Origin of the sequence: Tissierella simiarum (assembly GCF_018917865.1) — a bacterium.
Classification (GTDB): domain Bacteria; phylum Bacillota; class Clostridia; order Tissierellales; family Tissierellaceae; genus Tissierella_C; species Tissierella_C simiarum.
In genome coordinates, this window is record NZ_JAHLPM010000014.1 from 60,476 (window position 1) to 75,299 (window position 14,824).

11 protein-coding genes are annotated in these 14,824 nt (G+C 32.1%); all 11 read left to right on the forward strand.

Features of this window, described 5'->3' with window-relative positions; translation table 11 throughout:
• Positions 1 to 192: 192 nt before the first annotated feature.
• The 11 genes from nhaC to KQI42_RS15340 all read left to right on the forward strand — a co-directional run bounded on the left by nhaC (position 193) and on the right by KQI42_RS15340 (position 14,820).
• Positions 193 to 1,608, forward strand: coding sequence for a Na+/H+ antiporter NhaC (gene nhaC / locus KQI42_RS15290; protein ID WP_216521088.1), 1,416 nt, complete (start codon positions 193 to 195; stop codon positions 1,606 to 1,608).
• 267 nt (positions 1,609 to 1,875) lie between these two features.
• Positions 1,876 to 3,648 (forward strand): indolepyruvate ferredoxin oxidoreductase subunit alpha, encoded by a 1,773-nt coding sequence (gene iorA, locus KQI42_RS15295; RefSeq protein ID WP_216521089.1) that lies wholly within the window; start codon positions 1,876 to 1,878, stop codon positions 3,646 to 3,648.
• Positions 3,649 to 3,652: 4 nt separating this feature from the next.
• Positions 3,653 to 4,222: an indolepyruvate oxidoreductase subunit beta gene (locus tag KQI42_RS15300; protein ID WP_216521090.1), complete on the forward strand. Its 570-nt coding sequence runs from the start codon at positions 3,653 to 3,655 to the stop codon at positions 4,220 to 4,222.
• Positions 4,223 to 4,360: 138 nt separating this feature from the next.
• Positions 4,361 to 5,608, forward strand: a complete 1,248-nt coding sequence (locus tag KQI42_RS15305) for a DNA adenine methylase (protein ID WP_216521091.1) — start codon at positions 4,361 to 4,363, stop codon at positions 5,606 to 5,608.
• 60 nt (positions 5,609 to 5,668) lie between these two features.
• Entirely contained in the window at positions 5,669 to 7,696 is a 2,028-nt protein-coding gene (locus KQI42_RS15310; RefSeq protein ID WP_216521092.1) for a transporter substrate-binding domain-containing protein, read from the forward strand.
• Complete coding sequence (locus KQI42_RS15315) at positions 7,674 to 9,017, forward strand: sigma-54-dependent transcriptional regulator (protein ID WP_216521093.1); 1,344 nt, start codon at positions 7,674 to 7,676, stop codon at positions 9,015 to 9,017. Before KQI42_RS15310 ends, KQI42_RS15315 begins: the two co-directional genes overlap by 23 nt.
• A gap of 202 nt (positions 9,018 to 9,219) precedes the next feature.
• Positions 9,220 to 10,887, forward strand: coding sequence for a peptide-binding protein (locus KQI42_RS15320; RefSeq protein ID WP_216521094.1), 1,668 nt, complete (start codon positions 9,220 to 9,222; stop codon positions 10,885 to 10,887).
• Between the two features lie 64 nt (positions 10,888 to 10,951).
• Entirely contained in the window at positions 10,952 to 11,914 is a 963-nt protein-coding gene (locus KQI42_RS15325) for an ABC transporter permease (RefSeq protein ID WP_216521095.1), read from the forward strand.
• 20 nt (positions 11,915 to 11,934) lie between these two features.
• Entirely contained in the window at positions 11,935 to 12,840 is a 906-nt protein-coding gene (gene opp4C / locus KQI42_RS15330) for an oligopeptide ABC transporter permease (RefSeq protein ID WP_216521096.1), read from the forward strand.
• An 11-nt stretch (positions 12,841 to 12,851) separates the two neighbouring features.
• Positions 12,852 to 13,847, forward strand: a complete 996-nt coding sequence (locus KQI42_RS15335; protein WP_216521097.1) for an ABC transporter ATP-binding protein — start codon at positions 12,852 to 12,854, stop codon at positions 13,845 to 13,847.
• Positions 13,837 to 14,820, forward strand: a complete 984-nt coding sequence (locus KQI42_RS15340) for an ABC transporter ATP-binding protein (protein WP_216521098.1) — start codon at positions 13,837 to 13,839, stop codon at positions 14,818 to 14,820. Before KQI42_RS15335 ends, KQI42_RS15340 begins: the two co-directional genes overlap by 11 nt.
• The last annotated feature ends 4 nt before the right edge of the window (positions 14,821 to 14,824 follow it).

The window sequence follows — 14,824 nt, forward strand, 5'->3', positions numbered from 1 at the left end:
TAGAATATAAAAGATGAGGCGGAAGTTAAAAGTTAAGTTGTGAGTCTAGCTTTTGATTTCTGTCTTTATTCTTTTTTCGTTGTATAATTCATACATAGTATAAAAAACAACATTATATTACGAAATCTCATTTTGTTTTCTACATCTTCATAGTAATATATAGTTATATCGAAGAAGGGATGTGGAAGATTTATGGAAAACGTTACCAAAGTAAAAAAACCTTCTTTACTCTTAGCATTAGTGCCTTTTATTTGCTTAATATGTTTTATGCTTTTGGGTGTCCTAGTACTGAATGCAGAACCACAGATAGCACTTATTTTAACTAGTGTTATTACAGCACTCATAGGAAAATATTTAGGATACTCTTGGGGAGATATGGAACAAGCAATGATTGATTCTAATGCAATGGTTATGCAAGCAAACTTTATTATAATGATAGTTGGCTGTTTAATCGGAGTATGGATGGCAGGAGGGATAGTACCAGGGATGATTTTCTATGGTCTAAGACTATTTACTCCAAGTATGTTTCTATTTTTATTACCCATGGTTTGCTCAATAGTTTCAGTATCTACAGGTAGTGCATGGAGTACTGCAGGGACTATGGGGATTGCAGCTATGGGAATAGGTGCGGGGCTAGGAATACCACCAGCAATAACAGCAGGTGCAGTAGTGACAGGTTCTTCTTTCGGAGATAAACTTTCTCCATTATCAGACAGTACTAATTTAGCGGCAGGAATAGCAGGGGTAAATGTATTTGATCATGTAAGACATATGTTATATACAACTGTGCCTAGTTATATTATATCTATAATAATATTTGGAATTATAGGTTTAGGATATAAGGGGACCGTAGTAGATACTGGTCAGATAAATGGAATATTGTCAGCAATAGATGCAAATTTTAATATTTCTCCTTTAATATTTATCGCACCCTTATCAGTAATTTTAATGATAGCCTTTAAAGTTCCAGCGGTGCCAGGAATGGTTGGTGGAACAATGGTTGGACTAGTATTTGCACTTTCCCAAGGGTATCATTTAAAGGAAATACTACCTTTTATGTTTCATGGGTTTGAAATAGCTACAGGAAATGAAATGGTAGATATGCTTTTGAATAGAGGTGGTATGCTTCAAATGATGGAAACCATTTCTTTAGTGATCTGTGCCCTAGCTTTTGGAGGAATAGTTAAGAAAATAGGATGTCTTGACACTATTATTAAAGTAATACTTAGATATTGTCAGAGTAGAGGTTCAATAATATTTGCAAATGTTGCAACTTGTATTGCTATGAATTTTTTAGCTGCTGACCAATACATGGCAATAGTGATTCCTGGGCAAATGTACAAACCAATATATGAAAAGTTAAATTTGCATCCAAAGAACTTATCGAGAACTTTAGAAGATGCAGGTACCTTGACTTCAGGACTTGTACCATGGTCTACCTGTGGAGCAGTATATTTAACAACTCTGGGAGTTAGTGCTTTTCAATATGGTAGGTATCACTTTCTTGGACTAATAAATCCAATCGTAGCAATAATATATGGATTTACTGGATTTGCTTTGGCTGGATTAGATGAAAGTAAGCCAATTAAAAATAGTATAAACGAATAAAAAAGATTCTATATACATATTAGTTTTAAGCATTAGCAAAAAGGTTTTAAATTCAATCATAGTAATGGGATTTTATTTCTATTTAGACAAATAGATGTTAAACTACAACACTATACCAGTTTAAAGCAACATTGAAAAAATGAATTTTTATAAAAGTATATCTAAATTTTATTAAAATTTTTATAAAAATCCTTAATATTTCCTTAAAATTTTTCATATATCTGATATAATAGTAGATATATGAGAGTATAAGCTAGGAGGGATTTAATGAAAAAGCTTTTAACAGGTAACGAAGCTATTGCGAGAGGTGCCTATGAAGCAGGATGTTTAGTTGCCACTGCTTACCCAGGGACACCGAGTACTGAGATCCTTGAAAACGTTTCCAAATACGAAGAGATATACTCAGAGTGGTCCACTAACGAGAAGGTAGCATTAGAAGTAGGTGCTGGTGCCTCTATAGCTGGTGCTAGATCTTTAGTAACTATGAAACATGTGGGTTTAAATGTAGCTGCTGATCCTATGTTTACTATTGCATATGAAGGTGTTAACGGTGGACTAATAATAGTAACTGCTGACGAACCAGGTATGCATAGTTCACAAAATGAGCAAGATAATAGGCTTTATGCTCCTCATGCTAAGGTAGCAATGGTAGAGCCATCAGATAGCCAAGAATGTAAGGATTTTGTAAAACACGCTTTTGAAATTAGTGAAACTTTTGATACTCCAGTAATATTTAGGGTGACAACTAGGGTTTGTCATAGCAAGGGTATAGTAGAATTAGGTGAAAGGGAAGAAGTAGGGGTTAAAGAGTATACCAAAGATATAAGAAAGTATATAATGGTTCCCGCTAATTCAAAGGCAAAACATATTGAAATAGAAAATGAAAGAATCCCCAAACTAAGAGAATATTCAAATACAACTCCATTAAATAGAATTGAATGGGGAAATAGAAAAATAGGAATTATAACCAATGGCATATCTTATCATCATGCTAAGGAAGTTTTTGGAGATAATGCATCTTATTTAAAAATAGGATTTAGTTATCCACTTCCAGATAAACTAATAAAAGAGTTTGCAGGAGGGGTAGAAAGTTTATATATTATTGAAGAAAATGAGCCTTATATAGAAAACTTTGTAAAGGCTATGGGTATTCCTTGTACTGGTAAGGAAATATTCTCTCTTTGTGGAGAGATTAGTCCAGAAATCATTAGACAAGCTATGTTAAATGAAGATAAGAAAGAAACTTATTCTTTAGATTTAAAAGTACCATCAAGACCACCAGCTCTATGTGCTGGATGTCCTCATAGAGGTATATTCTATGCTGTGAGTAAATATAAGAATAAAATCGTAGTAACCAGTGATATAGGCTGTTATACTTTAGGTATGGCACCACCTTTAGGTGTTGGAGATACGGTAATATGTATGGGTGCTGGCATTACAGCAGGTATAGGTTTTGATAAGGTTAATACAATGGCTAATAGGGACAAGAAGGTATTTGGGTTTGTTGGAGATTCAACCTTCTTTCACTCAGGAATGACTGGTCTTGTTAATGCAGTTTATAATGGCACTAATATGGTAATGGTTATATTGGATAATAGAATTACAGCTATGACAGGACATCAGGAAAATCCAGGTACAGGGAAAACGCTATCTGGAGTAGAATCACCGATGGTAGATATAGAAGGACTAGTCAAGGCTATTGGAATAAAAGAAGAAAACATTAGAGTGATAGACCCTTACAATATGGAAGAAAACAACAAAGCCGTAAAGGATGCTATAGAAGCTACAGAACCTTTTGTAATAATAACTAAACAACCTTGTGCTTTAATTAAAGATGTACAAAGAGCCAGAAGAGGATTACATTGTGAAGTAAATCAAGAAACATGTAGAAAGTGCAAAACTTGTTTAAGGATAGGATGTCCTGCTATTTCCTTGAAGAACAATGTAGTGAGCATAGATACATCCTTATGTAATGGATGTACAGTATGTCTACAAGTTTGTCCATTTAAGGCAATAGAATATTGTGGAGAAAGTAGGTGATTCTGTGGTTAAAAGTTTGCTTTTAGTTGGTGTTGGAGGACAAGGTACCATACTTGTATCAAGAATCCTTTCAGAAGGGTTAGTAAATGAAGGATATGATGTTAAAATGTCGGAGATACATGGGATGGCTCAAAGGGGGGGTAGTGTTACTACCCAAATCAAGTTTGGAGAAAAAGTACATTCTCCTTCTATAAATGTTGGCGAGGCTGATGTATTAGTAGCTTTTGAAAAAGTTGAAGCTGCTAGACATATAACCCAACTTAAAAAAGGCGGTACTTTAATAGTCAATGATGAAGAAATGTATCCTTTACCAGTTTTAGCAGGATTAGAAGAATATCCAATGGGAGTCATAGAAGAATTAAACGATAAAATTGAAAACATAAAAGTGATAAATGCAAGACATATAGCTGAAGAATTAGGGGAAACTAGAGCACAGAACATAGTAATGCTTGGTACTACAGTTAAAGCATTGGGTATTGAAAATATTGATTGGATTAAGCTAATAAAAGAAAATTTACCAAATAGAGTTCATGAAGTTAATGTGAAAGCTTTTGAACAAGGCTTAAATTTATAGATCTCCTTTTAAAGTATGGCAGTAGAATATTCTACTGCCATACTTTTTTAAAAATATAATTCCAATTGAAAAGTATCTTATGATATTATATAATAATAAAAATCAAAAAGATGCATTAGATGCATTTGGAGGAAAGAGATGAAAGAAAGTTACGAAAAATATACAACGGCTTATATAATGAATCATTTCAATGTATCTCGACAGACCTTATATAACTGGATAAAACAAGGATTAATTTCGGAACCGTCTAGAGATTGGCGAGGGTGGCGTATATGGACAGAGGAATCTATTTATGAAATTCAAGATGTAATATTAAATAAAAAGAGCAAAGATTATAAAAACAATAATTTTCTTGAAGTTAATGAACTGTATATAAATAATAGAAGATATTTAGGAAGTAAGTATAAATTATTGCCATTTATAAAAAATGTAGTTAAAGATCAATGTGGTCATGTGAAAACTTTTAGTGATGTATTTGCGGGTACTGGTGTAGTTGGACATGCCTTTAATAAAGTGGATACTAAAGTCATAGTTAATGATATCTTATATTCTAATTATTTGTCATATATTACTTGGTTTAGTGATGAAAAGTATGATTCAGTAAAAATTAATAAGTTAATTAATGAACTTAATCATATTTCTTGTAGTAAAGAAAATTATGTATCAAGAAATTTTGGAAATAAATATTTTACAATGGATAATGCAAAGAAGATTGGAGCTATAAGACAGGAAATAGAGTTAATTTCTCCAAGTTTAAGTTTTAGAGAAAAGGCTATATTAATTACTTCTTTGATTTATGCCATAGATAAAGCAGCTAACACTTGTGGCCACTACGATGCCTTTAGAAAAAAGATGGATACAATACAACCTTTAAAACTTCAAATACCAATCATTAATGATAAGTTAAATAAAAACAATGAAATTTATAGAGAAGATGCGAATAAACTTGTAAGAACAATCTCTAGTGACTTAGTGTATATAGATACCCCTTATAATTCCAGACAATATTCGGATTCCTATCATCTATTGGAAAACATAGCTCAATGGAATAAGCCAGAGGTCTGTGGAGTAGCTAAGAAAATGATAGATAGAAGTCATATTAAAAGCAGCTATTGTACTATGAGAGCACCTCAAGCCTTCGATGATTTAATAAATAATATTGAAGCAAAATATATATTAGTTTCTTACAGTAACATGACTAACAAAGGAAATGGAAGATCTAATGCTAAGATTAGTGATGAGGAAATAATTGCGTCTTTAGAAAAAAGAGGAGAAGTTATAATATTTGATAAAGATTTTCAGTGTTTTACAGCGGGAAAAACCTATATAAAAGATCACAAAGAAAGACTATTTTTATGTATATGTAAAAAGGGAAAAAAGTTTTAATTATAACAAACTTAAAATTACTAGTTGTAAAGAAAAATCTCATCAGATTGGTGGATTCCTATGAAAAATAAAAGTCTATTATTAAAGATTATAATATCTATAATTTTAATAAGTTTTATTTTGGTGATCTGTGTAAACATGGATTCAGATAAAATTCAAAAACTACCTATAAACCAGCAAGAAACCGTAAGGATCGGAGCAATTCCAGGTCTTCCTCCCTATTGTTTCTTAAAAGATAAAAACAATCTTATAGGATATAATATAGACGTTATGTATTCCATAGCTCTTGAACAGGGTATACCCATAGATATAGTAGTTTTAGATAAAGATAAAGCACTAGAAGAATTAAAAGAAGGAAAAATTGATGCAGTTTTAGGTCTTCAATATAGTCCTGATTTAAGCCAAAGTTTAAAGTTTTCTAAGCCTTTTATTATAAATAAATTTAGTATATTTATAAAGCACTCTAATAATAAGATAAGAGGGATTGAAGATCTCAGACATAAAAAAGTATCTGTTTATAAAGATGATCCAGCTTTAGAAAGATTAAAGAATATTGAAGGTATTCGCCTTTTTACTACAGAAACTCCAGAAGATGCAATGCTGCTTTTAGCTTATGGGATGACAGATGCTTCTGTTATTAATAGACTTACAGGTATGTATTATCTTATGGACTCTAAATATAACAATAAGATTAAAATAATTGGAGAACAAGTAGATACCTTACCTTCTAGTATAGCAACACTAAAAGAAAATACGGAACTAATAGAAACCTTTAACCAAGGGTTAGAAACTTTAGAAAAAAGGGGAACATTGGAAATCATAAGAAGAAATTGGTTGGGAGAAAGTATCCCTAAGTCTTTAAAAGTTTTAAAGCAAGTGTTAATATTAATAGTTACTATTGGAACTATAATAACCTTTGTAGCTATAATATTTTATAGAGTCAATAAGATATTAAAGAAAGAAATTGAAATAAGAACTAAAAAAATTGAAGAAGAGGCTGGCTTTAAAGCTCAGATTATAGAAAGCCTATTTGATGGCTTAATAACCATAGATACGGAAGGAAGAATATTAGGTCTTAACTCTAACGTAGAAGATATCATAGGAGAATATGAAGAAGAATTAATAAATCAAAATATAAAAGAATCCTCATTAGCCAAACTATTTAATTTAAATCATATAGAATATGTAATTAGAAATAAAACCAAGTTAATACAGTTAGAAAAAAGCTATGTTTATAATGGAGAAGAAAAAATTGTACACTATAATATTACACCTATAAAAAATTCTGATGATGAGATAAAGGAAATTACTCTTACTTTTAGAGATGTAACAGAAGAAAAAAAGATAATGAATAAACTAGCCATGAAGGACAAGATGGAAACTGTAGGAAGACTTACAGCTAGTATTGCTCATGAAATAAGAAATCCCTTAACTTCTATAGATATGTATATAAAGCTACTACCTGAAAAAATTGACAACGAGGATTTTAGAAATAGTTTAATTAGAGATATTCCTAAAGAAATATCTAGACTTGATAATATAATAAAAAATTTGCTAGATTATGCAAAACCATTGCCTCCAAGAAAGCAATTGTTTTCAGCGAAAAAGGAAATGGATTCAATATTAGGGCTAGTAGCAAATCATGTAAATAAGAAGGATATAAATTTAATTGTTAACTTAAAAAAAGACATGATGATTTATTTTGATATACAACAATTTAAACAGATTATGTTAAACTTAATAATAAATTCAGTAGATGCTTTAAATGAAGTTCATGAACCTACACTAGAAATAAGTGGATACGAAGAAGGTAGATTGGTGATATTTGAAATAAAGGATAATGGACAAGGAATACCAAACAATATTAGAAATAATATATTTGAACCTTTTTTTACTACTAAGGAAGAGGGTTATGGACTAGGATTATCTATAGTAGATCAGCTAGCGAAAGAAAATGATGCTGAAATATTCTTGGATTATAACTATAAAGAAGGAGCCAAGTTTGTTTTGGTCATAGAAGGTTATATAGAAGATCAATGCCTTTTAGAAAGGACGGATAGCACAGATGAAGAAGTTATTTATAATTGATGATGAAAAGTCTATATGTAATGCATTAAAATATGCCTTTGAAGATGAATATGAAGTTTTTATGGCTAATAATATGGATGAATTTAATAAAATGATTAAGGGGAATAGACCATCCTTGGTCTTATTAGATTTAAGGTTTGGAAGCATATCTGGGCTAGATTTATTGGAAAGGATAAAAAAAATTTATCCTGATGTAGTAGTTATAATTATGACTGCTTATGGTACAATAGAATCTTCTATACAGGCTATAAAGAAAGGAGCCTATGACTATATACTGAAACCTCTAAACTTAGATGATCTTAGGGAATTAGTGAAGAAAGCAGAACAATATCAAAATATTCATAAAAAAATAATGTTGGATAATTACTCTTTTGAAGAAGAAAAGGATATTGGGATTATAGGAAAAACAGTGAAAGTTAAAAAGGTTTACGAAATGGTAGAGAGAGTAAAAAATTTAGATGTAAATGTTCTGATACAAGGAGAAAGTGGGACTGGAAAAGAACTAGTTGCTATGGCAATTCACTATAATGGAACTCGAAAAGATAGACCCTTTGTAGCCGTAAACTGTGGTGCTATTCCAGAACATTTAGTGGAAAGTGAACTCTTTGGGTATGAAAAGGGAGCCTTTACAGGAGCGAATGAATCTAAAAAAGGTCGCTTTGAATTAGCCAATAAGGGAACTCTTTTCTTAGATGAAATTGGAGAAATGAATCCGTACTGCCAGGTAAAACTATTAAGAGCCCTCCAGCAAAGAGAGATTTTTCCACTAGGAGGAACGTCTTCAAAAAAGATAGACGTTAGAATAATTGCTGCTACTAATAAAGATCTTTCTAAGGAAGTAGAAGAAGGGCGGTTTAGAAAGGACTTGTTTTTTAGATTAAATGTAGTGCCTATATATGTACCTTCACTAAACGAAAGAAAAGAAGATATTCCGCTACTTGTAGAACATTTTATTAAGAAGGCTAATCTTATGTATAATTTGAGCATAAAGGAAATTACAGAGGGAGCTCTAGAAAAGCTTAAAAGTCATAATTATATTGGCAATATAAGAGAATTGGAAAACATAATATATAGAGCTTGCATCTTTTCTTCTAAAGGATTTATTGATGAGACTTGTATTCCAGATCTTAGTCCTCTAGATGAAGTTTATTATGACGAAGATATTATACCAATAAAATTAGGCACTAAATTAGAAGAAGCAGAAAAACAGCTTATAATAAATACCTTAGATTACGTTGATGGCAATAAGGCAAAGGCAGCAAGAATTTTAGGTATTAGTGAAAGAAGTATTCATTACAAAGTAAAAAATTATTTTGATTAAGATGAATAGATGAAAATATTTCATGCCATGCAAAATTTGCATGGTGCTTCTAATTTATTAATGCAATTAAACAAGAATTGTTATGTTAAGAAGGTGACAATATGGGAGACTTAATAAAATAACTGAAATTTATAATAATTGGCACAAATTTTGCAAGAATTATGAATGGATAAAACTATTAAATAGTCTAGGAGGGATTTAGTTGAAACGTAAATTATTTTCATTATTACTTGTTATAGCCATGATATCAACTTTATTAGTTGGTTGTGGTGGAGATAAAAATGCTACAAACAATACTCCATCCAATGATGCAGTGAAGGGATCAGATAAAAGTGTTGTAAGGATGGCTTTATGGAGTGCTCCAGCAGGTATTTTTAATCCTGTACTACTTGGAGATGACTATGATGGAGCAGTAGCAGGATTAATCTATGAACCTTTAGTTGAAATGAATCCAAAGTTTGAATTTGAAAGTGGTTTAGCAGAAAAATGGGAGATTTCAGAGGACTCTAAGTCTATAACTTTTTATCTAAGGAAAGATGTAAAATGGCATGATGGCGAACCATTTACATCTGAAGATGTAAAGTATACTTTTGAATTCATATCAGATCCAGGATATGCTGGAAATAAATTCTCTCAAATTTCAGCTATATCTGGAGCTAATGATTATAAAGAAGGCAAATCAGAGTCTATTAAAGGTATAGAAGTTATTGATGATCATACTATAAAGATTACTACAGATGAAGTATTTGCTCCATTCCTAGATAAGATTGCAGGTATAGATGTTATTCCTCAACATATTTGGAGTAAGATTGAAGTTAGCAAAGCTTTAGAATCAACAGATATTTTAAGAAACCCAGTAGGAACAGGACCTTTTAAGTTTGAGAAGTTTGTTCCAGATCAATATGTAACAGTTGTAAAAAATGAAGAATATTGGGCTGGTGCTCCAAAAATTGATAGTATAGTTCTTCAAGTGGTTAACCAAGATACTGCTCAAGCGCAAATGTTAAGTGGAGAAATTGACTTTATGCAATTATCTAGTATGAATCCTGATGACTTAGCTTTATACGAAGATGCAGGAATTCAAATTCAAGAAGTATTCTATACTTCATTCCAACAAATGGGCGTTAATGTTAGAAATCCACTTTTAGCAGATAAAAAAGTTAGACAAGCATTAACTTACGCTATAGACAGACAAGGCATTGTAGATTCATTACTTCATGGACATGGAAATGTTGCAAATACAACTTACCCTCCATTTTTCTGGTCATATCCAGGAGATGAAGCTATTAATACTTATGATTATAGTCCAGAAAAAGCTATAGAAATACTTACAAAAGAAGTTGGCTGGGAATATAAAGATGGAAAGATGTATGCAGATGGTAAGCCAGTTAAATTCTCATTAGTATATCCTACTGGAAATAAGGCTAGAGAATTATCAGCTCCTGTAATACAAGAAAATCTTAAAAATATAGGAATTGAATTAGATCTTCAAATAATGGAATTTGCAACAATGGTAGCAAAAGTTAAAGATGAAAAAGCTTTTGATTTATTCTTACTAGGTAGCGGTATAGGTGCAGATCCAGACGTTAGAAATAACTTTAGTACTGAAGCTATAGAGACAGGAAGTAATTATATGGGTTATTCTAATCCTGAATTAGATAAGTTATTTGAAGAAGGCGTTAAGTATATTGAAATTGAAAAACGTAAACCAATCTATTTTGAAGCAGCAAAGATTATAAACGAAGACATGCCAGTTATTTTCTTATATAACTGGAGTGAAGGTCGTGCTATAGCACCAAAATTAAAAGGAGTTCAATCCTTTGCATTTGGTAATTATTACAAAGTAAATGAATGGTACATTGAGAAGTAAAAAATAATTAGGGAAGATGGCTTAGGCTGTCTTCCTAATAATTATATAAAGTGAGGAATGATTTATGAAACAATTTATTATAAGACGATTACTTATCATGATACCAGTGTTTATTGGAATTTCCATGATTATATTTGGACTTATCCATTCTACACCTGGAGATCCTTATATAACTATGTTAGATCCAAATATAACAGAAGCAGATAGGGAAGCAATGTTAAACTCTATAGGCTATTATGATCCACTACCTGTAAAGTATATTAAGTGGATTGAAAGAGCTATAAAAGGTGACTTAGGCTATTCCATTAGATATAAAGAACCTGTTGCGGACGTTATTTCAAGGAGGATAGGCAATACTCTATTGTTATCAGTAACAGCTTTAGTTTTAAGTGTTTTGATTGCTGTACCTTTGGGAATTGTTTCTGCTACAAAGCAGTATTCAGTATTTGATTATGTAGCCACAATCCTTGCTCTTATAGGATTATCTATACCAGCTTTCTTTTTTGCACTGGGACTAATAAAAGTATTGGCTTTTGATTTAGGAATTTTCCCCATATCTGGGATAGAAACAACTGGAGCTAATTACACTGGTATGAAAAGGGTTTTAGATGTTTTACATCATATGGCTCTTCCTATAATAGTGTTAACTTTTGTTCAAACAGCATCTTTAATGAGATATACAAGATCTTCTATGTTGGAAGTAATACAACAAGATTATATAAGAACGGCAAAGGCTAAAGGTCTTTCAGAGAGAGTTGTTATTTATAAACATGCTTTAAGAAATGCAATGATATCTATTGTTACCCTAATAAGTCTATCTCTAGGTGGACTGCTTTCAGGAGCTGTATTAACAGAAACAGTTTTCGTTTGGCCCGGAATGGGAACTTTGGTATATCAGGCCATATTAAATAGAGATTATCCTTTAGTAATGGCAGGTACTATGCTTCTAGCTCTCTGTGTACTATTTGCTAATTTACTAGCTGACATAATGTATGCAGTTGTAGACCCTAGAATCAGGTACGAATAAGTTAGAAAGGAGGCTATTGTATGGCAAATAATATTGCAAATAAATCTTCTAATATAAGTAAAGTACAAGGAGAGGAAGGAACCTCTCTTTGGAAAATTGGAGCCAAAAGGTTAATAAAAAACAAACTGGCTGTATTTGGAATAGTAGTACTGTCGATTTTAATTATCTTATCTGTTCTAGCTCCAGTTATAACCCCTTATGATAGAGATGAAACAAATTTAACTAACACCTATCAAAAACCTTCAAAGGAACATTGGTTAGGTACTGATGAATTAGGAAGAGATGTATTTACTAGATTAATCTATGGAGGAAGAGTATCCTTGAGTGTAGGGCTTGTGTCTACATCTATTTCTGTAATAATAGGAGTACTTTTAGGAGCCATAGGCGGCTACTATGGGAAAGTAGTAGATAATATTATTATGAGAATAGTAGATATATTTATGTGTTTCCCATTTTTCATAATGGCTATAACTATTGCTGCTATTTTAGGACCGAGTATTTGGAATGTAATGATTATATCGGGGATTCTTAGCTGGCCTAGTATAGCACGTATAGTTAGAGCCGAAGTTATGACAGTTAAGGAAAGAGAATTTGTTGAAGCTTCAAAAGCTTTAGGGCTAACTCCTATAGAAATTATTTTTAGACATATACTTCCGAATGTTTTAGCGGTAGTAATTGTTTATACTACATTGGGAATAGCCAGTGGTATTCTTTCTGAAGCAGGGTTAAGTTTCTTAGGATTAGGAGTTAAGCAACCTCAACCAAGTTGGGGTAATATGCTTTCAGCAGCTCAAAATCTTCGTTCCTTAAGGCTTCACTGGTGGTTATGGGTTCCACCTGGATTGTTAGTGTTTATCACCATCCTTTCAATAAACTTTTTAGGTGACGGTTTAAGAGATGCGCTAGATCCAAAGCTTAAGCATTAGGAGGTGTAGCAATGGATAAAAATATTTTACAAATAGAAGGATTGGTTACTGAGTTCTCAACATCAGAAGGTAAAGTAACAGCAGTAAACAATATAGATTTAAATATAAAAAAAGGTAAGATAATGGGTTTAGTAGGAGAGTCAGGCTGCGGAAAGTCTGTAACCTCTTTATCTATAATGAGATTGGTACCTAAACCTTATGGAAATATATCCAAAGGAAAAATTCTATTTAAAGATAAGAATCTTTTAGACCTAAATGAAGAAGATATGAGAAAAGTTAGGGGAAATGATATATCTATGATATTTCAAGAGCCTATGACAGCTTTGAACCCTGTATTTACTATAGGATACCAAATTGGAGAAGTTTTAGAACTCCATTTAGGCTTAAAAGGAAAGGAAAATTTAAATAGGTGTATAGGACTGTTAGAAAAGGTCGGTATTCCAAGACCCGAAAAAGTAGTGCATGAGTATCCACATCAATTAAGTGGCGGTATGAGACAAAGAGTTATGATAGCTATGGCTTTAAGTTGCAATCCAGAACTTTTGATTGCTGATGAACCTACAACAGCATTAGATGTTACCATTCAGGCCCAAGTTTTAGAAATAATGAAGGGCCTTTCAAAAGAATTGAATACAGCTATACTGTTAATTACCCATGACTTAGGAGTAGTAGCAGAAATGTGCCATGATGTAGCAGTAATGTATGCAGGGAGAATTGTAGAAGAAGGAAATGTTAAGGATATATTTATGAACCCTATGCATTATTATACAAAAGGGTTAATGGCATCTAGACCTAATTTAGTCAAAAAAGGGGAAAGACTTAAATGTATTCCTGGTATGGTTCCAAGTCTTCATAATATGCCAAAAGGATGTGCCTTTGAGCCTAGATGTTCTAATCCAATGGATATTTGTAAAGAAAAGATGCCTGAGCTTATAGAATATGAAAATGGTCATAAAGTAAGATGCTGGGCAGTTGAAATGGAGGGGAATAGAAACCATGGAAGATAGAATATTAGAGGTGCAATCTTTGAAAAAGTATTTCCCCATAAAAAAAGGAGTATTTTCGAGAAAAGTTGGAGATATAAAAGCTGTTGATGATATATCTTTTTATATTAATAGAGGCGAAATATTTGGTCTCGTTGGAGAATCAGGCTGTGGAAAATCTACAACAGGAAGGACCATATTAAATTTATTGGAACCTACAGGAGGTTCTGTAACTTTTGATGGTAGAAGAATCTATGATGTTGAAGAGAACTATCGTTTATCTACAGAAGAAATGGCTCTTATGAGAAGAGATATGCAGATGATATTCCAAGACCCCTATGCTTCTCTAGATCCAAGGATGAGTGTAGGAGCCATTGTAACTGAAGGAATGTTGAAACATAAAATTTATGATAAAAAGGAAGCTATGGAAAAAGCTAAAGAGTTACTAGAATTATGCGGATTACCAGCTTCTAGTATAAAAAAATACCCTCATGAATTTAGTGGAGGGCAACGTCAAAGAATAGGTATTGCCAGATCTTTAGCTTTAAATCCAAAGTTTATAATAGGTGATGAACCTATAGCTGCATTGGACGTTTCTATTCAAGCTCAAGTTCTGACACTTATGCAGGATTTGATAGAACAGTTCGATTTAACTTGTTTATTTATATCCCATGATCTATGCGTAGTAAGGTATTTCTGCGATAGGATTGGAGTAATGTATCTTGGATCCTTTGTAGAAGTAGGAACTAGTGATCATCTATTTGAAAACCCAATGCATCCCTATACTCAAGCTTTATTATCAGCTATACCAAAATCCATGCCTATAGAAGAAAAACAAAGAATTATATTACAAGGCGATGTACCTAGTCCAGCAAATCCGCCAAAGGGATGTAAATTTCACACTAGATGTCCCTATGTTAAAGATATATGTAAAGAACAGGTTCCTGAAACTAAGGAACTAGAGACAGACCACTTTGTAAGTTGTCATTTATATTAGAGAA